We start from the raw sequence: 20,548 nt of genomic DNA, 5'->3' as shown, positions 1-20,548 counted from the left end.
CGGATCACGATTTCGCCACCTTCAACCGGAGAGATCCGACGATGTAACCCCAGGTCGTCCAAGTGAGTCCGACCACGATCGCCACAGCCCTGCCGAACCCTGACAAATCGCCACGCAGTACGTCTCCCAGGCCCCGCAGCGCGCCGAGCGGCAGCGCCTTCAGCGCGTGCGCCCGCTCACTCGCCAGTCCGTCCCCGGCGCCGACGTTGTGCGTGACCAGCGCCTTCGACAGGCCCTCCGCGTAACACCTGGACCGGAAGTAGGCGAACCTGGCCCGCGCCTCGGGCACCTTGTGGCCGATCACCGCCGCGGGTTCGAACAGCATCACCGCGCCGGGCATCCGCTGGGAGAGCCGGATGCAGAACTCGGTCTCCTCGCACCCCAGGGGCCTGGGCTTGCGCCCCTGCACACTGCGGCCGATGCCGGTGTGGAACCCGCCGACCTGCCCGACGAGTTCCCTGCGGAAGGCGGCGTTGCCGCCCATGACGTTGCGGATCGGTGACCGCCGGGTGGGCATGCCCCGGTAGGAGCACCCGACGGTCCAGTCGAACTCGCGGGGGAACCAGCCGGGACGGCGTCCCGTCGCCCACAGTGGGTTGGTCAGCCCGCCGACGCCGACGACGGCCGGATCCTGGAAGCCCTCCTCCAGTGCCTCCAGCCACCCCGCCTCCGCCACCGCGTCGTCGTCGAGATAGGCCACGATGTCGCCCGAGGCCGTAGCCGCGCCGGTGTTCTTGCCCCCGGACAGCCCCTTCTCCTGCGTGTTCTCCACCACGATCACATCGGGATACTCCCGCTTGAGCCTCAGTAGCAGGTCCGCGTTGTAGTCGACCACCAGGATGATCTCGTACGGCCTGCGCCGCTGGTTCTCGACCGACGCGACGGCGGCCCGGATGTCCTCCCAGCGCTCCTCGGTGTAGACGCAGATGACGACACTGGTTCTCATGACTACGCGGCGCCCTGGTCCGCCGCCGGGGTGGTGGCCGCAGGCTCGGGAGCGGCGGTGACGGGGTTGTTCCGCCACTCCCTGATGATGGTTCTCAGCACCCGGATCCCGTCCCTTACCGCGTGCAGGTTGCTCTCGCCGTGAATACGGCAGCGCTCGTGGCTGGGAACCTCATGCACCTTGAGCCCGGCCTTGGCCGCCCTGATGTTCATCAGGGTCTCGACCTCGAAACCATCGCAGTCCAGGTTGAGCACGTCCAGGTGACGCGCCCAGAAGGCGTTGTAGCCGTAGCACAGGTCGCTGTAGCTGGTGCCGTAGATCCGGTTGACCAGGCCGGTGAGCACCTTGTTGCCGAACTTGCGGTTGAAGGTCAGGTCGTCGCTGCCCCCGCCGGATGCGTAGCGCGACCCCTTGACGAAGTCGGCCCCGGTGACCAGCGCGCCGACGAACTGGATGATCTCCCGGCCGTCGGTCGAGCCGTCGGCGTCGATCATCACGATGATGTCGCCGGTGCAGGCGGCGAACCCCGCGGCCAGGGCGTCGCCCTTGCCCTTGCCGGTCTGGGTGACGATGCGGACGTTGGGCCGCAGCCGCTTGGCGACGGCCACGGTGTCGTCGACGGAGTTGCCGTCGACGAGGACGATCTCGTCGATCCACTGGGGCAGGGTGGCGAAGACATGCGGAAGGTTCTCCGCCTCGTTCATCGCGGGGACCACGACGCTGACCGTGGGAGAGATGGCCATGTGAGGGGTGATAGGGGTGAACCGCTCAATCGGTGGCATCGCTCGCAGCGGCGGTTTGGCATTGTGCTTGACGATGTCGGGACTCATGAAACATGTCCTTCCGGTTCGGCGGTCGTCATGACGACTGACGGGAGGACCCGGAGCCAGACACAGCCTGAGAGGGCGGCGGGAATGGCGAATGCGGTGAGGGATGCATGGAAGGGTCCTGGCGGGAGTGTTCGCTGTTACCGGGGGTCGGCCTAGCCGACTCCCCATGGTTCCTTGACGACCGCGGAGGCCGATTGGTTCTGCGCTGAGGTGCGCATACGGCCGAAACCTTTCAGCACGCGATCGGCAAACCGATACAGATGGGGTCGATCGAGGACGATGGTGCGGGCCTTGTTGACCGGCGTGCGGCCCATCCAGTGGACCGCGGCCGCGGGGGAGGGGCGGGAGACCCGGCCCTCGGCGACGTACAGGTCGCCGCTCTTCAGCCAGGACTTGTACTCGCGGCCGCCCTTGCCCATGTCCACCTGGCGCAGCCCCGAGCCGGCCGCGTGCTCCGCCATGTGGAGGTGGTGCGTGATGCCCGGGGAGTAACGGGCGTACTCGGTGTCGTAGGCGGGGAACCAGCCGACCAGGGTGTGCGCCGTACGCAGGCCGAAGTGCCCGGCCACGGGGGTGTCACCGGCGTAGAACATGGTCAGCACGCCCGAGAAGCTCTCCGAGCGCATCGCGTGCATCTCGTCGAGCAACCGGACGATCCACGGCTGGGCGAAGCGGTCCACCCGCCCGGTGCGGCGGTACTGGTCCGACTTCCAGTTCAGCAGGGTGCGCAGGGTCGCGGGGTCCGTCGAGTCCCATTCGAAGCGGATCTCGCCCTGCTCACGGCCGAGCTTGCGCTCCTTGTAGCGGACGGTCTTGTAGTTCTTCGGTGAGTTCTGCTTCACCTGATCGATATAGGAGTCGAAACCCGAGCTCAGGTCCATGACCGGCGCGGGCCGTACGTCCGACTGGTGTTCGGCGAAGGTCGGCTGACCGGCGACGAGGTGGTCGAAGTCGAAGACGGAGAGCTTGCATGCGCGCAACAGCTGTTTGGCGTCCAGGACCAGGTCGGGAACCGAGATCAGGCCGTGGCAGGTGGTGAGGAAACCGCCCAGGGGTTTGCCGATGCCGAAGTTGTGGCGCTCGTAGGGAAAGAATCCGACCGTCCGGCCACCGTCCTGGATGACGGCGACCCGGACGTAGTCGCGGAGACGGCCCATGGCCAGGGCGAACTCCACGGAGAGGAAGGGGTTGTCGAGGGACGGATCGGCCCCCTGCAACTCCCGCCATCGGGATATCTCGGACTCCCCGAGGTCACCGGGGCGAACGACGACGATGTTCACCTTGACCTGGCCCCCTGTTCGGTCTGCAAGCTTGCGCTCCCCCGGTACAACACGCGTAACACGTATATGAACCCACCGAGCACCGCGATCGTCGCCACCCCGGCGCGAGGCGACCACTTGTCAAAGGACAGCATGGCCACGGCAAGGAGTACGTTCACGACCAGGCTTGCCGCCGCACCCACTGATAGTGCCGCAAGAGGGTCACGATCACGCAACAGTCCCATCGCCGCGGCACCCGGAGTGACCAAGAGGAACAGCGGAGTGAGGACGATCCGGAGAGGGGTGTCGATTCCGGCCAGCGCGATCACGGCCCCCGCCACGCACGCAAGAGTGAGTGCCCACCCGAGCACCCTGCGATTGGTCGACATCTCCTGACTCCTGGTCGTAGTGGCATGATCGATCACCTATTCATGGGATCAATCACTGCGGACGAACGTCAATGCCGACGTTTGACCTCAGTCCATGGTTTACCGGATCGCAAAGCGATGCGTTGGCGTTATCCAGCGCGGAGTCAAGTGATCATACGATATCCGGTCAGGATTCGGATGTCTCCCTTGGGCCTTTCGCCACGCCGGGAGAGTCTCACGCGCAACCACCGAAGCCCTACGGTGCAGGGCTTTTCGGCCAGATCGGGTGAGCTGGGACAGTTGTGGCAAAGGTGGCTCGGGCGTGTCGGGGGCCGCGCGAGCCGGGGGTGAGAGAAGTGACTCAAATCACGCCCTCCGCGGAGGGTCACCATCCATGCCGATCGTGTGATATGTCCGCCGTACGGCGGTGCCCTCGGAGAGGGGTCAGCAGTGCGGCGCGCAGAGGCGGCGCCGCATTCCCTCAAGGAAGAACGTGCGAACCTGTCCGATGTCCTTGGCGATGTAGGCCTCGCCGCCGGTGGCCCTGGCCAGTGCCTCCATCTGGCGCCTGCCCTTCGGCGCGTCCGGCCCGAAGGCGATGATCAGGATGCTGACCGGCCGCTCCGGGTCGTACTCCCGCTTCAGCCTCCTGAGGATCTCCCGGTCGCCGATGCCGCCCTCGGGGTCGTCGTTGCCCGCGCCGTCCGTCAGGACCACCAAGGTGTTGATCTTGTCGCCCTGGTACTCCTCGTTCATCCGCCGGTAGGCGGCGGCGAGGGTGTCGTTGAGCCCGGTGTCGCCGGTCGCCCTGGCCCTGGTCGCGGCCAGTTTCCGGTTGATCAGGTCCCGGCGCAGGACACCGTCCAGGTTCTCGGTCAGCGGGCCGACCGGGACCGTCTCGCGGTAGTCGACGCCTCGGCCGTCCAGGTTCGTGGAGAACTCCCACACCCCGATCTCGCTCTTGACCGGGAACAGCTTGATGCCCTCGGTGGCGATCCTGGTGATGGCCCGCATCCGCGTCAGGCCCGTCCCCGGCACGGGAAGCGCCATCGTGCCCGAGACGTCCAGCAGGGTGAGCAGCCTGGTGCCGAGGTTCAGCCGGGACCACGAGCGTGACAGCCCGGCGACGGTCGCGGCGTCCGGGAGCGGCAGCGACTTCGGCGCCTGGGCGCGGAAGCCGGAGACACCCAGGAGCGCGGTGCCCGCCCGGCCGTCGGGGGTGCGGAAACCCCGGTCCTGGAGGTCCTTCCCGGCGGCCTCGGTGGTGAGGTCGCGCAGGAACGCCTCGGCCGCGGCGCGCACGGCGGCGTCCCGGGTGGTGACGACCGCCGGGTAGTCGAGGTCGACCGTCCCCTCGGCCGGATACAGCGGGACGGCGGGGACCTGCGGCTTCCTGCCGGTGTCGAAGGCCCACACGCCCTGCTCCGAGGCGACGCCGATCGGGGTCCTGCGGCCCTTGACGCCGAGACTGGCCAGCAGCGCGTCCTGGTCGCGGACGGTGGAGCCGGACAGTGTCTTGAGCGCGCCGACCAGTTCCTCCTGGCCGACACCCGAGGCCGTCGCCGTACCCGAGGCGGCCAGCAGCGCGCCGAGCCCGGCCGCGTTGAGCGAGGGGTCGAGCGCGAGCACCCGCACCCTGCGGCCCGGGCCGTTGGGGTCCGTCACGTTCGCGGCGCCGAGCATGCCCTTCCAGCTCGCCTCGCCGAGGTCGTCCCGCAGTTCCTGGACCGCGGTGCCCGGAGCGGCCAGCACGACGGGGGAGCGGGCGACGGAGGCGCCGGGGGCAGGGAAGGCCGGATCCTTGGCGCGCAGGCCGTTCACCCACAGGGAGGAGTCGGGAATCCACAGGTCCATCGCACCGACCTCGCCTCCGCTGCCCCCCAGGCCGGAGGCCACGGCGGCGGAGGCGGCCCCGGTCACCGTGACGGTCGCGCATCCGCCGCCGGAGTCGCGGGAGGTCCTGGTGAAGCGCCCGGCGATCTCGGAGAGGGCGGGCTGGATGTCGGGGGAGGCGGTCACCCGCAGTGTGACGGGAGTCTGCGCACAGCCGCGGTCCCGGTTGACGATCACGAAGGCGGCGACGCCGAGCAGCACCGCGAGGGCGACGGAGCCCGCCAACGGCACGAGCACCGCGCCCCGTCCGCTTCTGCGCCGCCGCGGCAGGTTGTAGGAGGCGTAGCCGTCGTCGAGCTCATCCGTCCTGTGACGTCCGCTCACGATGCCCTCTTCGCGTTCGATGTCCGGAAACTAGCGGGTCACCTTATACGGAGGTTCTCCACAATGTTCACGGAACTGTACTGGGAACGCTTAAAGTGGCAAAACACCCTTTTTGCTGTGTAAATCCACCTGCGCGATAGAAAACGATCTCTGTGCTGTATGGGAACGGGCCGCTCAGTGGTGGCAGACGTGCCCGCGCCAGGCCTTGCGCCCCTCGTGCGCGGCCACCGCGGCCAGCAGCGTCGCCACGACCGGGTCGGCCCACCGGAACCCGAGGCCGTTCAGCGCGATCCCGGCCAGCACGCCCACGGCCTGCGAGGCGCACAGCAGGTTCTGGGTGCCCTCCCCCGAGGTCGCGGCCGAGCCGAGCCGCGCGCCCAGCCGTCGCTTGGCCACCCCGAGGAACGGCATGGCGAACAGGCTGACCGCCGTGACCACCGCGCCGAGCACGCTGGGCCTGGCCGTGTGCCCCGCCCACAGGTCGTAGACCACGTGAAGCGCCAGGTAGGGGGCCAGCAGCCAGAAACTGATCGCCACCGCCCTGCCCGCCCTGGCCTCGGCGTCCGCCGAGTGGGTCCGCGACCCGGTGAAGCGCCACACGACGATGAGACTGGCCGCGGCCTCGACCAGTGAGAACATGCCCCAGCCGATCAGCGCGACCGAGTGCGCGGCGAATCCGGCGGCGATGCCGAGAGCGCTCTCGACTCCGAGCCAGACGAGCGTCGCCAGCGAGAGGGCGCGTGCGGTACGGGCGTCGCGCAGCCAGCGTGCGCTCTCGGGCGCGGGGGGTGTGCTCCGGCAGGCCGTGGTGGTTCCTGAATCCCCAAATATCACGCCAGGTAACCTACACGCCACTCCCTGTGGTTTCGAGGCGGATTCGTGAGTCGCTCGGTGGCGGACGTGGCGCCATAGTCTCCTGGGGAAGAACGAATCACCGGATCTCAGGAGAAAGCTTCGTGCCGTTCACGCCCAGCCATGTCGCCGCAGTGCTGCCGTTCATCGCCTCGGCGCGGGCCCGCAAGGTCCTCGACCCCTGGGCGCTCGCGCTGGGCACGATGGCACCCGACCTGCCGATCTTTCTGCCCTTCCTGCCGAACTACGGGATCTGGCACTCCATACCCGGCGCCTTCACCCTCGACCTGCTCGCCGTCCTGGTGATGTTCGCCGTCTTCCACGGGCTGCTCCGTGACCCGCTGACCGCGCTGCTGCCCGCCGGTCTTGCGGGAAGGGCGGCCTCGCTGGCCCCGAAACACGACATCGGCCGGCTGCTGCCCGTGGTCGCGGGCGGCGTCGTCGGCTCCCTCACCCACCTGCTGTGGGACTCCTTCACCCACTCCTACAGCATCCGGATCTGGGGCTGGTCCTGGCTGGTCGACCCCCTCGTCGGCCAGATTCCCACCTTCCGTGCGCTGCAGTACCTCTCAAGCGTGGTCGGGCTGAGCCTGGTGCTGTGGTGGTCCTGGCGCGGCCTGGCCCGGATGACCCCGGTCGCGGTGCCCGACCGGCTGAGGCTCTCCACCCCGGTACGGCTCGGCGTGATCCTGGCGGCGGTGGCCGCGACCCTGGGGGGAGCGGCGGTGTGGCCCGTGATCTTCCCGCCGAGGGACGGCACCGAGCTGATCACCAGACTGGGTGCGGGAACACTGGCCGGACTGAGCGTGCTGCTGGTCGTCTACGCCGCGGTGTGGCAGCTCAGAAAGGCCGTGGCAGTATTCCAGGATGCCTGAAGCAGCCGATTCCCACCCCGATCTTCACCGGGACCTTCACCGGGACCCCCGCCTGGCCGACTACGCGAACCTGCGTGACGTCGAACTGCGCAAGAGCCTTGAGGCCGAACACGGCCTGTTCATCGCCGAAGGGGAGAAGGTGATCCGCAGGGCCGTCGCCGCCGGGTATCCGGTGCGCTCGGTGCTGCTGACCCGCCGCTGGGCCGACTCCCTGGCCGACCTGCTCGACGGTCTCGGCGACCGGGTCCACGTGGTCGAGGACCGGGAGATGGAGGAGATCGCCGGGTTCCCGGTCCACCGGGGCGCCCTGGCCGCCATGGACCGCAAGCCCCTGCCCACGGTCGCCGAGACGCTGCGCGGCGGCCCCCGGCGCGTCCTCGTCCTGGAGGACCTGGTGGACCACGGCAACGTGGGTGCGATCTTCCGCTGCGCCGCCGCGCTCGGCGTCCACGCCGTGATCCTGTCGCCCCGCTGCGCCGACCCGCTGTACCGCAGGGCGGTGAAGGTGTCGATGGGTGCCGTCTTCGCGATCCCGTACGCGCGGATGACCAACTGGTACGACGGCCTCGCCGAACTTCGCGAGGCGGGTTTCCTGACCCTGGCACTCACCCCCGACCAGGGCGCGACCCCGATCGACACGGCCGGTACGGCGGACCGGGTCGCCCTCCTGCTCGGCTCGGAGGGCGACGGTCTGTCCTCCCACTGGCTGCACGAGGCCGACCAGCCGGTGTGCATCCCCATGAGCTCAGCCGCGATGAGCCTGGGCGTCGACTCCCTCAACGTGGTCGCGGCGGCGGCCATCGCCTGTCACGGCCTGATGCGCGGCGTCCTCGTCACAGGAACCGGAGACACCCTGGGCTAGGACCTGTTTTGTGGATCTTTCCGCCTACTGCGGTCGTCCAGGCGGCCCCCCGCCGCGTTGTCGTCGTCGCCCATAACTCCGTTATGAGCTCCTCCTCCGCCTTGCGGGGCATCCACCTGGACGATCCTCGCCACGGCGAAGATCCACAAAACAGGTCCTAGGCGTCGCCGCTGAGGGTCCCGCCGTCCTCGCCCTGGTCGTCGCCCGTGCCGGAGACCTGCTCGCCGGCCCAGTCCAGGAGCCGGTTGGCGGTCTGGAAACGGCGCTCGGACTTCGCGTCGCCGAGAATCACCCCGACGAACCGGTGGCCGTCCCGGTCGGCGGCGAACGACAGGCAGTAGCCCGCGGCGCGGGTGTAACCCGTCTTCACACCCAGCGTGCCGGGCGTCTTGCCGAGCAGCTTGTTGCTGTTGGTCCAGGTGTGGGCCCGGTGCAGCTTGGAGGCGGCCACGGTGTAGCGCCTGGTCGAGGTGATGCCCAGCAGCACCGGGTCACCCAGCGCGATCTGGGCCAGCTTGGCCTGGTCCTGGGCGGTCGAGTAGCCGCCGGACGGCTTGGGCAGCCCGTCGGTGTTGGTGTAGCGGGTGCCGGTCAGGCCGAGCGAGCGGGCCGCGGCGTTCATCTTGGCCACGAACTTCTTCTCGCCGGGACCGTAGACGCGGGCCAGCGCGTGGGAGGCGTCCGCCCCCGAGGGGAGCATCACCCCGTGCAGCAGGTCCCGGACGGTCAGGCGTTCCCCGGCGCGCAGCGAGGCGCTGGTCGCGTCGTTCGTCGCGGCGTGCCGTACGTCGTCGGCGTTGATCCGCACGACGTCGTCGAGACCGGCCTCGCGCAGCACGACGTAGGCCGTCATGACCTTGGTCAGGCTGGCGATCGGCACCCGCTTGGTGGCCTGCTTGGCGAACAGCGGCTTGCCCGTGGTCACGTCGAGCAGGTAGGCGACCTTCGCGGCCACCGCGGGAGCGGTCGAGGCCGCGACCGTCCTCGTCGTGGCCTGTGACACGACCGGCGCGGCGTGCGCGGGCACGACGAACCCGGTTGTCACAGCGGACACCGTGGTCACGGTGGCCAGAGCGGTACAGGCGAGAAGACGAATTCCCCCGGTTTGCATGGGGAACATGGTGGCAGAAACCACGCGGAGGTGTGACACAAGCCGTACGGCGCGGCGTCACCCGACGGTGACTTCCTCCTTGGCCCGCCGCGCGTTCCTGCGGTGACGCACGAACAGCGTGACCGCCACGGCCGCCACGAGAAGAGCCGTGCCCGCGAGCAGCGGAGACTCGGCCGCGAGCTTGAGCCAGCCCCACAACAGCGAGTACAGGCCGAAGGACGCGATGGGGACCCAGGTCAGGCAGCCGAGGGCGCTGGCCACGACGTACCACGGGTAGGAGACACGCAGCACCCCCGCGGCCCAGGGCAGCGTGTGCCGCAGGCCGGGAACCCAGAAACAGCCGTAGACGGCCAGCGCGCCCCACCTGCTGACGGCGTTCTCGACCTTGCGGATGCCGTCCTGGCTGATCCGCCTGCCCACCCGGGTGGCGTAGAGCCTCGGGCCGAGCTTCCTGCCGATCCAGTAGTAGGCCTGGAAGGCGCCGAACAGCGCGACCCCTCCGATGAGCACCCAGAGCCACAGGGGCATCCCCAGCACGGAGGCCGAGGTCGGGTCGGGGATGCCTGCCGCGAACGACCGCATTGTGAACATCACCGCCCCGCTGGTTTCCCTGCCGTATGCCGATATTAGGGCAGGCTTACCTGACCTTGTCCAGGGGGTCGGGTGGGAGCCCGTTCAGCCACCGTTGACGCTGCAACCGGACGTCAAGCGGAGATCAACCATCCCGGGCTACAAGTAAGGGGCAGAAACAGGGAGGGAACAGTCATGAGTCCGCGAGGCAGTCTCACGCCGGTGGTGGCCAGTGGAACCGCGAGCGTCGTGAAACTGCTGGTCGCCACGCTCGCCTTCGTCGGAGCCTACGCCGGGATCGAGGTGCCGCGCACCCCCGCGACCACGGTGCGGGCGGTCAGCGCGGACGACGCGTCGGTGGAGACCGTGGAGTTGTCGTCCAAGTCCATGCAGGAGACCACGGCACAGGTCCAGGCGGAGACCACCCTGGCGGAGGGCACGGTCACCGTCACCCCGGCGACCGAGGGCGGCCCGTGCGACAGGCCGTACGAGGCGCGCAGCGTCATCGGCAACCCGCACCCGGAAAGAACCGTCACCTACGGCTGGCGCCTGCAGCGCTGGAGCGAGTCATCCCGCGGCTGGCGCACCTACCTGAGCGGCGGCTCCGGCTTCACCGGAGAGCGTCAGAGCGTCGAATGGCAGCCGAGGATCGCCGGCAACCCCGGCCTGTACCGCGTCACGCTCTCCGTCCCCGGCCGTCCGACCGCGCACAGCGCCAGGTTCCGCGTCAGCTGCTGAGCGAACGCTGCGCCGCCTCGACCCAGCGGGTCACCCCGACCCGCCGGGCGACGGCCAGGGCGTCCTCGTAGTGCGGGCGCACCGCGTCGGAGAAGCCCAGCCTGAGCGCCAGGTCACCCAGGGTCAGCGAGACCGGCCACAACGCGACCACACCCGTCCCCGCGCCCGCGATCCGCTCGGCGAACGGCTTGAGCGTGTCGTAGGCCTCGGTCATCCGCTCCCGGTCGTCCAGCAGCATCCCGGCCAGCGCCCGCCAGACCATCGCCAGCTCGTAGAGGAAGTCAGGGCGGACCGGAGTCTTGACCGCGATGACCGCCCTGGCGTCCCGTGTGTGCCCGGCCGAGGCCAGGGCCACGGCGTAGGCGTCGAGAGTCCACTTGGCCCCCCGCTGATGGGCCTCGGCCAGCGGCTCGACCATGTCGGCGGCCCTGCCGTTGACCAGGTGCAGGCAGAAGGTGGTGATCAGCGGAAGGTCCTGGCGGCCTTCGAGCATGCCGGCCTTCGCGGTCAGCCGCGCGGCGTCCCGGTAGGCGAGCGCCGCCCCCGAGAAGTCACCGGCGATCATCAGGCGCTGCCCGGCGTACCACGCGCCCACGGCGGCGGGGGCGGGCAGGCCGTACTGCCTGGCGAGTCGTTCGGAGGCGGCCACGTGCGCGTCGGCCTCGGCGAACGCGCCGGAGGCCGCGGCGCACTCCATCAGCACCAGATGCGCCAGGGCCTGGACCGAGACCTGGCCGGTCGTCTTGCCGACCTCAAGCAGCTCCCTGCCGATGACCTCGCGCTCCCCGACGGGGGTGATGCCGTACGACTGACGCAGCCGCCCGCTCAGCGCGGTCGCCAGCAGCGCCGGATCACCACTGCGCCTGGCCAGCTCCTCCGCCTCAAGGGAGGCCTGCTCTCCCCTGGAGGTCGCCGACCCCTCAAGTTCGAGCGCCAGGGTGGCCAGCAGGCTCGCCCGCAGCGACTGCTCACCCGCGGGCAGCTCGACCAGCGCCTGCTCGGCGACGTCCACGATCTCCCACGCCGTACGGGTGAAGTCACGGGCCATGCCCTTGTGCGGCACGGCGAGGGAGGCGGCGACCCTGGCGGTCAGCTCCAGGTTGCCCAGCGGCAGGGCGGTGTCCATCGCCTCGCGCCGCCGCCTGCGGGCCGCGGCCATGTCCCCGCACAACGCCAGCGCCTTGATCAGGTTCAGGGTCAGCAGCAGACGCTCACGGGTGCTCTCCGGAGTCGAGGCGGCACCGGACCTGTCGAAGGCGGCGATCGCCTTCTCCCACAGCGAGGCCGCCTCACGGTGGGCGAAACGCCGTTCGGCCTGCTCGGCGGCCAGCCCCGCGTAACGCACCGCCTTGGCCGCGGTCTCCGCGGTGCCCGCCGCGTCGTAGTGGTGGGCGAGCGCGGCCACGTCCCCGGGATGCCTGCGCTCGATCGCAGAGGCGACGGCGGCGTGCAGCCGGGAACGGCGCAGTCTGGAGGCGTCCGAGTAGACGGTGTCCCGGACCAGGTCGTGATCGAAACGCAGCATGCCGGGGCCCGGTTCAGTGACCAGCCCGGCCAGCAGTGCCGCCTCGACGGCGTCGACCACCGCGTCCTCGTCACCCGCGACGTCGACCAGCACGTCCACATCGACGTCACGGCCGATCACCGCCGCCTGCAACAGGATCTGCTGGGCGGTGGCGGGCAGCCTGGCGATCCGGCGCCGCAGCACGTCACGGACACCGGACGGCACACCGGAGATCACCTCGGCCGCCGTCGCGCGGTCGCTCACCGCCTCGGCGTCCAGCAGGCGTACGGTCTCACGGACGAAGAACGGGTTGCCGCCGGTCCGTTCGACGATGCTGTTGACCGCGTCCTCGTCGACCGCGCGCACACAGGTGGCCTTGACCAGCTCGGCGACCGCCTCGGCGTCCAGACCCGTCAGGCCGACCCGCACAGGACCGAGCCTGGCCAGCGCGGCGAGCACGTCCGCCTGCTGGTCGCTCAGCTCACTGTCCCTGCAGGTCACCACGAGCAGCACCCGGCTGGTCGCCAGCAGGCTCGGCAGCGCCCGCAGCAGCGCGAGCGTCTGGTCGTCGGCCCAGTGCAGGTCCTCCAGCGTCAGCAGGATCGGCCGCTCCTTGGCGACGGCCGCCAGGTAACCGCCGACCGCCCGGTGCAGCCGGAACCCGCCGGAGGCCTGGTCCTCGTCGGGCTCGGCCGCGGTGTCGTTCAGCAACGGGGCCAGCAGCGGGGCGTACTCACCCGCCCCGGTGACGTCCACCAGGGTGCGCAGGATCTCCACCCACGCCCAGACGGGCGGGGTGGCGCTGCTGTCGGGGCACGCGCCCGAGGAGGTGCCCCAGCCGTCGTCGGCGAGCTGCCTGGCGAGCCTGCGGACCAGCATCGTCTTGCCCGCGCCCGCGTCACCGCTGATCACGGCCGCGGTGAAACGGCCCGTCCTGGCCGCCGCGGTCATCAGCCTGCTCAGCTCCGCCTCCCGCCCGACGAACGGCTCGGGCTCCAGGGGCGGCAGTTCGGCGGGGGCCGCCGCCGGACGGGGCGGCCAGGTGTCGGCGGGCACCGCCGTACGCTGCCTCGCCGGTGGGACGGCGAGCTGGAGACCGGGGTCCTGGGCCAGGATGTCCGACTCAAGCTTGCGCAGCGCGGGGCCCGGGTCGATGCCCAGCTCGTCGGCGAGGATCGTGCGCGCCCTGCGCAGCGCGGCCAGCGCGTCGGCCTGCCGTCCGCACCGGTAGAGGCCGAGGGCGAGCAGCCGCCAGCCCTCCTCACGCAGCGGATGCTCGGCGGTCAACGCCTCCAGGTCGGGTACGGCCTCCGCGGGCAGCCCCAGACGCAGACTGCTGTCGGCGTGCCGCTCACGGGCCACCAGTCTCAGCTCGGTCAGGCGGTTCACCTCCGCCTCCGCCCACGGCTGGTCGGCGAAGTCGGAGTACGGCGTGCCACGCCACAACCCCAGCGCCTTCTCAAGACGCGCCCGCGCCGAGGCGGGGTCGTCGCCTTCGAGCTGCTCACCGGCGGCGCGGACCATGGCCTCGAACCGCAACGCGTCCACCTGGTCGGGCGCGACACGCAACGCGTAACCCGAGGCGACGGTCACCAGCAGCCGGTTCGGCCCCCCACGCGGACGGCCGGGTTCCAGGACCCGCCGCAGCCGGGAGATGTAGACCTGCAACCCCGACTGCGCGCCCTTGGCCGCGTCGTCATCCCACAGGTCGTAGAGCAGGGAGTCAACGGGGACGACCTGCCCCCGCGCCACCAGAAGCCGGGCGAGGACGGCACGCTGGCGTAACCCGCCCAGATCGAGCTCGTCGTCACCGGAGTGCGCCTCGACCGGGCCGAGGACCCGGAACGCTACGATTTCACCCGCCATGTCAGCCGCCACGCTATGCGGGCCTTCGAATCACGCACAAGGTTTTTCCCAATCTAGCGGCTGATCGGCTCTTTCTCGGGGGCCTGGACCGTGCTCTCACGCCTGCGCAGGAGCGCCCACGCGCCGAGTGCCAGGCCGCCGAAGGGGATTTCGACAGTGTAGGTCCAGAAGCCGAAAAGCAACGCAGCGGCCGTGGCCGAATCGAGCGGGGCCCCGAAGAAGACCAGCGCGCCGACGGTCCCGGCCTCCATGATGCCGGTCCCGCTCGGGGTGACGACGGCGGTGGTCAGCACCCTGGACAGGGCGAAGACCGCGATCGACTGCGCCAGGCCCGGATAGGAGCCGGTCGCCTGGAGACAGCAGACGAGGATCAGCCACTGCAGGCCGAGGAAGAAGATCATGCCCAGGGTGAGTCCCGGCCAGCGGTGCCGTACGACCTCGGAGGTGTCGGCGCGCAACCGGTCGAGGGAGTGGGAGGGGCCGTGACCCGTCGGACGCCACCGGCGGGGAAGCAGCCGGGCGGCTGCGTCGAGAACCCGGCCGAGCAGCGCGGCGGCGGCGTCCCAGTACAGCGCGGCGGCGACCACGACGACCAGCACCAGGATGGACAGCGCACCGATCCAGCCCGCGCTGGTCACCGCCGGGCTGAGCCGCTGCCCGCTGAGCAGCAGCGCCAGGATGCCGACCGCGGGCAGGATGAACCGGAACAGGGTGTTCCAGATGCCGCTGGCCAGCGTCGAGACCACCACGGGCCGTAGCGGGAAACCCCACCCCTTGGTCATCCCGATCGTCATCGCGACCCCGGCGGCGCCGCCGAACGGCAGCAGATTGCTCACCGCGCTGCCGGCCGCGTTCAACGTGAGAGCCTGCAGGTGGGTCAGACCGGGCAGGGAGGCCGTCAGCACGAACGTGTAGGCCAGCAGGCTCGCCAGCCAGACGACGGCCATCAGCGCGATCGTCTGCCAGCTCAACCCGGAGAACTGGGCGCCGATCTGCGACCACGAGACGTGCTTGCCGGTCATCGCCTCGACGATCTGCGGCAGGAAACGCACGAGCGTCGCGGCCAGTGCCAGCGACACGACCGACAGTCCGATCTGAACCCACTTGTTCTTCATGAAACCCCCTCGACCAAGTGTGCCGGTCCGGGGCTCATCCTTTGGGAGGAGCTTCGAACGGATGCCTCAGCCTGGCGCCCTGCGGCAGATCCCGGCGGACGTACCACTCGGTGCCGAAGATGAGCCGGTAGAGCGGCAGAGGCACCTTCAGCATCACCCCGAGCGTCCGGGTGTCCGCCCCCGTCGCCTGGGAGGCGTGCGCCGCCATGCTCGCCCGCTTCTGCCGGGCGAAACGCCGTACCCCGACCCGATGGGTGATCACCGACCCGGGGGAGTAGGCCCGCTCGAAGGAACGGACGTCGAGCTGCGGGAAGAACCGGCTGATCAGACGCAGCCCCTTCAGCAGCGGATCACGGTTGACCGTCGCCTCAAGCACGATCGGGGTGCCCGCGATCTCGGCAGCCCGCGCGCCCACCCGGTTCACCTGAACATGGTCGGGATGCCCGTAGCCCCCCGCCGGGTCGTAGGTCGTCAGCAGGTCGGCCCCCTCCTCGGTGAGGATCTCGGCCAGCCGCCCCGCGGCCTCCTCGACGTCGGCGTCGATGAAGGCGTTCCCCGCGCGCCCCTCGGCGACGCCGCCGTCCGGGGCCAGCCCCGAGTCGCCGTAGCCGAGGTTCACCACCCTGGCGCAGCCGAGCGCGGCGGCCGACCTGTACAGCTCGGCCATTCTGGCGGCCCCCAGGGCCTCACCGGGTCCGAGATCGGCCTGACCGAGCTCCCCCGAGGTCGCGACGACCAGGATCACCCGGTGCCCCTGGGCGGCGAGCATCGCCATGGTCCCCGCGGTCAGCAGGGCCTCGTCGTCGGGGTGGGCATGGAAGAACACGGCTGTGTTTCTTTTGCTCCGCCTGGCGGCGCTGTGTCTCTTTGCGCCGCCTTCGGCGTCGCGGGCTTGGGCGCTTTCGAGTCGGCGCTTTCCCTCGTCGCTCATCCGCTTCGCTCCTTCGCTCCTCAGTCCAAGCACCGACGCGCCCAAGCTGTGTTTCTTTGCGCCGCCTGGCGGCGTCGCGGGCTTGGGCGCTTCGGGTCGGTGCTTTCCCTCGTCTCTGCGTCGCTTCGCTCCTGCGTTCCTCGGTCCAAGCACCGACGCGCCCAAGCCGACACTCTTCACACACGGCACTGGGAAAGCACAAGACATGTTGTCCCGCGCCACCTTCGACGTCGCGGGGCTTGGGCGCTTCGGGTCGGTGTCTTTTCCCTTGTCACTGCGTCGCTTCGCTCCTGCGTTCCTCGGTCCAAGCACCGACGCGCCCAAGCCGTAACCCCTCGTGTGGCACCGGTACCCCCGGACAAAACCTTAGAGGGGGTGACGGGATCCGAGGCATCGGCGGGGTCTTGGGGAGTTCGTGGGGTCCGGGTCGTCGCGGGCGTGGGCGGACGGTGGCCTGAACGGGGGTTCTTCCGTGGGGTCCCGGGGGCGCGGGGTGGGGTGGGGCGGACGCTTTAGGCTGGCACGGTGAGGATCCTCCACGTCAGTGACTGTTACCTGCCGCGTCTGGGTGGGATAGAGGTGCAGGTGGCCGATCTGGTCCGGATGGAGCGGGAGGCGGGCCACGAGGTCGAGGTCGCGACCGCGACGCCGGGGGAGACACTGCGGGGCGTGTATCGGATCGTTGCGAAACTCCCCTTCGACCTGCCTGTTCACCCGTTCGGCGTCGGTCACCTGTTGCGTCTGGTGAAGGCACGACGGCCCGACGTGGTGCACGTTCACATGGGCGCGGTCTCACCGTTCGCCTGGATGGGGGTCCGCGCCGCCGTACGGGCGGGGCTGCCCGTCGTGGTGACCGTGCACAGCATGTGGGATCCGGTGACCCGTGCTCTCTACCGGGGGCTGCGGCTGCTGTTCGAATGGCACCGCTGGGGGCTGGTCGGCACCGCGGTGAGTGAGGCCGCGGCCCGGCCGATCCGCTCGGTCGCGGGGCGCAGGGTGCCGGTCCACGTGGTCTCCAACGGCCTGGACGTCTCGGCCTGGCGCCAGGCCGTTCCCGGCTCCGGCGGCGAAGCCGATCAGGACGCTCCCGTGCACGTCGTGGCGGTCGGACGGCTCGCACCCCGCAAGCAGCCGGTCAGATTGCTCAGGCTCCTCAAGGAGGCCCGCGCCCTGGTGCCCGCCGAGACGCGGATGCGGGCGACCGTCGTGGGTGACGGCCCGGCGCGCTCCCAGATGGAGCGCTATCTGCGGGTGAACGAGATGACGGAGTGGGTCTCGCTTCCCGGCCGCTACAGCCGTGAGCGAATCCGTGAGCTGCTCGCCTCCGCCGACGTCTTCGTCGCCCCCGCTCCCAGGGAGTCCTTCGGACTTGCGGCGCTTGAGGCCCGGGTGGCCGGGGTGCCGGTGGTGGCGCGGGCCCAGAGCGGAGTGGCCGACTTCGTCCGTCCCGGCAAGGAGGGACTGCTCGGCGAGAGCTTCGAGGGTCTGGTCGCCTCGGTGGCCAAGCTGGTACGCGACCGCGGTCTGCGCGAGTCGATCGCGGCCCACAACCGTGAGACGGAACCGGTGCGCTGCTCGTGGCCCGCCGTGCTTGAGGGCTTCGAGCAGTGCTACGCCGAGGCCCGTGCTCTGCGGGGCTGACAACGGGCTGACACCCGGTAAAGAACCCCCTGGATCGGCTTCACTGTCTGGCGCGCGATGCATGTTTATGGCACGCGTCGCACAGTCGGCAGGAGCCTGCCGGACGACAAAGCCCTCACCGGACGGCGGGGGCTCACAGGACACGGCATGAACTCGGCCCGGCCGAGCTCGGGTTCCCGGCCCGGTCGAACTCAGGCTGGGGAAACGCCCTGGGCGCCGACCCGGGCTCACCCGGCCCCCAGAGCCATCGGTTCGGACGCCGATCTCTCAACGGTCCCAACCCGGGTGTCCGACACCAGAGCGTCGTTCTCCGCGTGGGTGTCCCCGTAACGCGCCTCAACCCAGGGCGCCCGGTACTGGAAACGAAGAGTTCGCCCCGTCTTTCCCGGCGTCAAGCGCGAGGAACTCGGCTTTTGTGCTTCCCCGGTGCCAAGTGTGGAGAGCGCCGGTTTGGGCGCGTCCTCGGATCTGGACTGCGGAGCGAGGTGGCGTAACGGACGAACGATGAGGGAAGACGCCGACTCGAAGCGCCCAAACCCGCGCCGCCGAAGGAGCCGCAAAGCAGCACATCTTGTGCTTTACCGGCGCCAAGTGTGAGGAGTTTCGGCTTGGGCGCGTCGGTGCTTGGACTGAGGAACGCAGGAGCGAAGCGACGAAGAGACGAGGGAAAGCACCGACTCAGGGCGCCCAAGCCCGCGACGCCGTCAGGCGGAGCAAAGAGACACAGAGCAAAGGAACACAGCGCCGCCCCGCGCTGCCCCCCGCAGGCGGAGCGGCGCTGTGTCCCTCGGGTGTGCCTCCCTGGGAGCGGGAGGCACGGGGTGGAGAGGTCAATCAGATCAGGAGGAGCAGGCCTTGCCCAGCTTGACGGTGGCTTCCTGGGCGCTCTTGGCCATGTTCTGCACGGTGGCGCCGGCTCCGGCCAGGTCCTTGGGGTCGATCTTGAAGTCACCCCAGGTCTTGGCGAGGTCGTTGAGCGCGGAGGCGAGGTCTCCGTCGGTCTTGCCGGCGAGTTCCTTCAGGTCGGCCGACAGCTTCTGGCTGGCGTCGTTGAACTTGCTGAAGTCGGTGCCGGCGCTGGCGGTGGCGGTGGTGTAGTCCGTGAAGGCCTTGGTCCAGGGCGCCTGGGCGCAGAACTCGGCGTTACCGGACCCGCCACAGGCGGCGGTGAAGGAGAGAAGTGCGGCTCCCGCGACGGTGGCGGCGATACGACGGGAGGAGAGGACGGAGAACATTTCTGCCTTTCATTACTTCTTGTGACAGAGAGAACAGTAGGGGATCTCCTTGCGGCGCACTTTCATGACGCTTACAGGTGGTGCCCGAGTGACGGTGGGTGAGATCAGCCGGAGGGCGGGTAGGAGCGCGGCATGGCTGAGGCGGTGATCGATTCCGGCGCGGCCCAGCACTCGCTCAAGCGGGTGATCGGGCGCCGGGTCCTGTTGCTCTTCGTGGTCGGCGACATCCTCGGTGCGGGGATATACGCCCTGGTGGGGAAGGTCGCCGGATATGTCGGCGGCGCTCTGTGGCTGCCGTTCCTGGTGGCCTTCGTGCTGGCCGCGCTGACCGCGACGGCCTACGCCGAACTCGTCGGGAAGTATCCCCAGGCCGCCGGGGCCGCGCTGTACACGAACAAGGCGTTCAACATCCCCTTCCTGACCTTCGTCGTGGCCTTCGCGGTGCTGATGAGCGGGATCACCTCGGCGAGCGCGGCGGCGCGCGCGTTCGGCGGCAAGTACCTCGGGGAGTTCGTCACCCTGCCGGTGATGGCCGGGGCGTTCGTCTTCCTGGGGCTGGTGACGCTGGTGAACTTCGCGGGCATCTCCGAGTCCATCAAGGTCAACGTGGTCCTGACCGTCATCGAGGCGTTCGGGCTCGTGGTGATCATCGTGATCGGGATCTACGCGCTGCTGTCCGGGGAGGGCGAGCCCGCCCGGGCCCTGGAGTTCCATCCGGCGAACGGCGCCTTCCTCGGTGTCCTCGGCGGTACGGCGCTCGCCTTCTACGCGTTGCTCGGCTTCGAGGACTCGGTCAACCTGGCCGAGGAGTCGAAGGATCCGCAGCGCGACTACCCCAGGGCGCTCTTCGGTGGTCTGGCGGTCGCGGCGCTGATCTATCTGGCGGTGGCGTTCACCGCGACGATGCTGGTGGACGCCAAGACCCTGACCAGTTCGACGGGCCCGCTCCTTGAGGTCGTCAAGGTCGCGGGCCTGGCGTTCCCGCCCAAGCTGTTCGCGCTGATCGCGCTGCTGGCGGTCGGCAACACCGCGCTGATCAACATGATCATGGCCTCACGCCTGGTGTACGGCATGGCCCGAGAGGGCATCGTGCCGAAGGTCTTCGCCTCGGTGCACTCGACCAGGGCGACGCCCTGGGTGGCCGTCCTGTTCACCACCGCGATCGCGGCGGTGCTGGTCGCGACCGGCGATGTCGGCGATCTGGCCGACACGACGGTGCTGCTGCTGTTGCTGGTCTTCGCGCTGGTCAACGTGGCCGTGCTCGTGCTGCGCAAGGATCCCGTCGGCCACGACCACTACCGGGCGCCCAGTTGGATGCCGGCGCTCGGCGCGGTTGTCTGCCTTGTGCTCGCGCTGCCGATCACGGGGCGCGGCGCCGACGTCTACGTGCGGGCGGGTCTGCTGCTCGTCGTCGGGGTGGTGCTCTGGTTCGTCAACAGGTTGTTCCTGTCAGAACGGGAGCGCTCGTCCTGAGGGGGTGCGCAGGTCGAGAGAGACGGGCTGACGTGGCGGCCGAGGCCTTTGGGTGATTCTTATACGTTTCATGTCAGACTCCCTCTTTATTGGAGTTTGGGAGAGAGTACGACATTCCAAGGGCGATTTGGGGTGTCCATGGGTGATCGAATTTG

At 69.7% G+C, this 20,548-nt stretch carries 17 protein-coding genes; 5 read left to right on the top strand and 12 right to left on the bottom strand.

From position 1 onward, the window contains the following. Window positions 1-4: 4 nt before the first annotated feature. The 6 genes from ACFOYY_RS01055 to ACFOYY_RS01030 all read right to left on the bottom strand — a co-directional run bounded on the left by ACFOYY_RS01055 (window position 5) and on the right by ACFOYY_RS01030 (window position 6,454). On the bottom strand, window positions 5-946 hold the full coding sequence (locus tag ACFOYY_RS01055; RefSeq protein ID WP_362773702.1) for a glycosyltransferase family 2 protein: 942 nt from the start codon (window positions 944-946) through the stop codon (window positions 5-7). A gap of 2 nt (window positions 947-948) precedes the next feature. After that, on the bottom strand, window positions 949-1,689 hold the full coding sequence (locus ACFOYY_RS01050) for a glycosyltransferase family 2 protein (RefSeq protein ID WP_362918594.1): 741 nt from the start codon (window positions 1,687-1,689) through the stop codon (window positions 949-951). 239 nt (window positions 1,690-1,928) lie between these two features. Further along, on the bottom strand, window positions 1,929-3,056 hold the full coding sequence (locus tag ACFOYY_RS01045) for a GNAT family N-acetyltransferase (protein ID WP_352010532.1): 1,128 nt from the start codon (window positions 3,054-3,056) through the stop codon (window positions 1,929-1,931). Further along, window positions 3,053-3,424 carry a hypothetical protein gene (locus ACFOYY_RS01040; RefSeq protein ID WP_352010533.1) on the bottom strand — a complete coding sequence of 124 codons (372 nt, stop codon included), beginning with the start codon at window positions 3,422-3,424 and terminating at the stop codon, window positions 3,053-3,055. The genes ACFOYY_RS01045 and ACFOYY_RS01040 overlap by 4 nt, the downstream gene beginning before the upstream one ends. Before the next feature lie 423 nt (window positions 3,425-3,847). Further along, a complete protein-coding gene (locus tag ACFOYY_RS01035) occupies window positions 3,848-5,620 on the bottom strand; it encodes a substrate-binding domain-containing protein (RefSeq protein ID WP_352010534.1) in 1,773 nt (590 codons plus the stop codon). Window positions 5,621-5,794: 174 nt separating this feature from the next. Beyond that, on the bottom strand, window positions 5,795-6,454 hold the full coding sequence (locus ACFOYY_RS01030; protein WP_362773694.1) for a cation transporter: 660 nt from the start codon (window positions 6,452-6,454) through the stop codon (window positions 5,795-5,797). Between the two features lie 122 nt (window positions 6,455-6,576). Between ACFOYY_RS01030 and ACFOYY_RS01025 the strand changes: the two genes are divergently transcribed. Then, window positions 6,577-7,347 carry a DUF4184 family protein gene (locus tag ACFOYY_RS01025; RefSeq protein ID WP_352010536.1) on the top strand — a complete coding sequence of 257 codons (771 nt, stop codon included), beginning with the start codon at window positions 6,577-6,579 and terminating at the stop codon, window positions 7,345-7,347. Then, entirely contained in the window at window positions 7,340-8,209 is an 870-nt protein-coding gene (locus ACFOYY_RS01020; protein ID WP_386186889.1) for a TrmH family RNA methyltransferase, read from the top strand. Before ACFOYY_RS01025 ends, ACFOYY_RS01020 begins: the two co-directional genes overlap by 8 nt. 157 nt (window positions 8,210-8,366) lie before the next feature. Here ACFOYY_RS01020 and ACFOYY_RS01015 read toward each other — a convergent pair whose 3' ends face one another. After that, a complete protein-coding gene (locus ACFOYY_RS01015; RefSeq protein WP_386186886.1) occupies window positions 8,367-9,263 on the bottom strand; it encodes a D-alanyl-D-alanine carboxypeptidase family protein in 897 nt (298 codons plus the stop codon). Window positions 9,264-9,377: 114 nt separating this feature from the next. Beyond that, window positions 9,378-9,911, bottom strand: coding sequence for a DedA family protein (locus ACFOYY_RS01010; protein ID WP_386186883.1), 534 nt, complete (start codon window positions 9,909-9,911; stop codon window positions 9,378-9,380). Window positions 9,912-10,085: 174 nt separating this feature from the next. Between ACFOYY_RS01010 and ACFOYY_RS01005 the strand changes: the two genes are divergently transcribed. Then, window positions 10,086-10,628: a hypothetical protein gene (locus ACFOYY_RS01005; protein WP_362918585.1), complete on the top strand. Its 543-nt coding sequence runs from the start codon at window positions 10,086-10,088 to the stop codon at window positions 10,626-10,628. Here the strand turns inward: ACFOYY_RS01005 and ACFOYY_RS01000 are convergent. From ACFOYY_RS01000 to ACFOYY_RS00990, 3 genes are read right to left on the bottom strand one after another with little or no spacing between them, the layout of a single operon-like run. Beyond that, window positions 10,618-13,998: a BTAD domain-containing putative transcriptional regulator gene (locus tag ACFOYY_RS01000; protein WP_386186880.1), complete on the bottom strand. Its 3,381-nt coding sequence runs from the start codon at window positions 13,996-13,998 to the stop codon at window positions 10,618-10,620. The genes ACFOYY_RS01005 and ACFOYY_RS01000 overlap by 11 nt on opposite strands. 53 nt (window positions 13,999-14,051) lie before the next feature. Next, entirely contained in the window at window positions 14,052-15,113 is a 1,062-nt protein-coding gene (locus ACFOYY_RS00995; RefSeq protein ID WP_362918581.1) for a lysylphosphatidylglycerol synthase transmembrane domain-containing protein, read from the bottom strand. A gap of 34 nt (window positions 15,114-15,147) precedes the next feature. Beyond that, on the bottom strand, window positions 15,148-15,939 hold the full coding sequence (locus ACFOYY_RS00990; RefSeq protein ID WP_362773676.1) for a PIG-L deacetylase family protein: 792 nt from the start codon (window positions 15,937-15,939) through the stop codon (window positions 15,148-15,150). Between the two features lie 630 nt (window positions 15,940-16,569). Between ACFOYY_RS00990 and ACFOYY_RS00985 the strand changes: the two genes are divergently transcribed. Further along, window positions 16,570-17,685 carry a glycosyltransferase family 4 protein gene (locus tag ACFOYY_RS00985; protein ID WP_386186875.1) on the top strand — a complete coding sequence of 372 codons (1,116 nt, stop codon included), beginning with the start codon at window positions 16,570-16,572 and terminating at the stop codon, window positions 17,683-17,685. Window positions 17,686-18,524: 839 nt separating this feature from the next. Here the strand turns inward: ACFOYY_RS00985 and ACFOYY_RS00980 are convergent. Then, the gene (locus ACFOYY_RS00980; protein ID WP_352010545.1) at window positions 18,525-18,920 is read right to left on the bottom strand and encodes a hypothetical protein; all 396 of its coding nucleotides are present in this window, start codon (window positions 18,918-18,920) and stop codon (window positions 18,525-18,527) included. Between the two features lie 132 nt (window positions 18,921-19,052). Here ACFOYY_RS00980 and ACFOYY_RS00975 point away from each other — a divergent pair, with 132 nt between their 5' ends. After that, the gene (locus ACFOYY_RS00975; RefSeq protein WP_352010546.1) at window positions 19,053-20,393 is read left to right on the top strand and encodes an APC family permease; all 1,341 of its coding nucleotides are present in this window, start codon (window positions 19,053-19,055) and stop codon (window positions 20,391-20,393) included. The last annotated feature ends 155 nt before the right edge of the window (window positions 20,394-20,548 follow it).

Source organism: Streptosporangium jomthongense (genome assembly GCF_042650425.1).
Taxonomy (GTDB): domain Bacteria; phylum Actinomycetota; class Actinomycetes; order Streptosporangiales; family Streptosporangiaceae; genus Streptosporangium.
The sequence above is the reverse complement of the archived record's forward strand: the minus strand, read 5'-3'. Positions and strand labels throughout refer to the sequence as shown.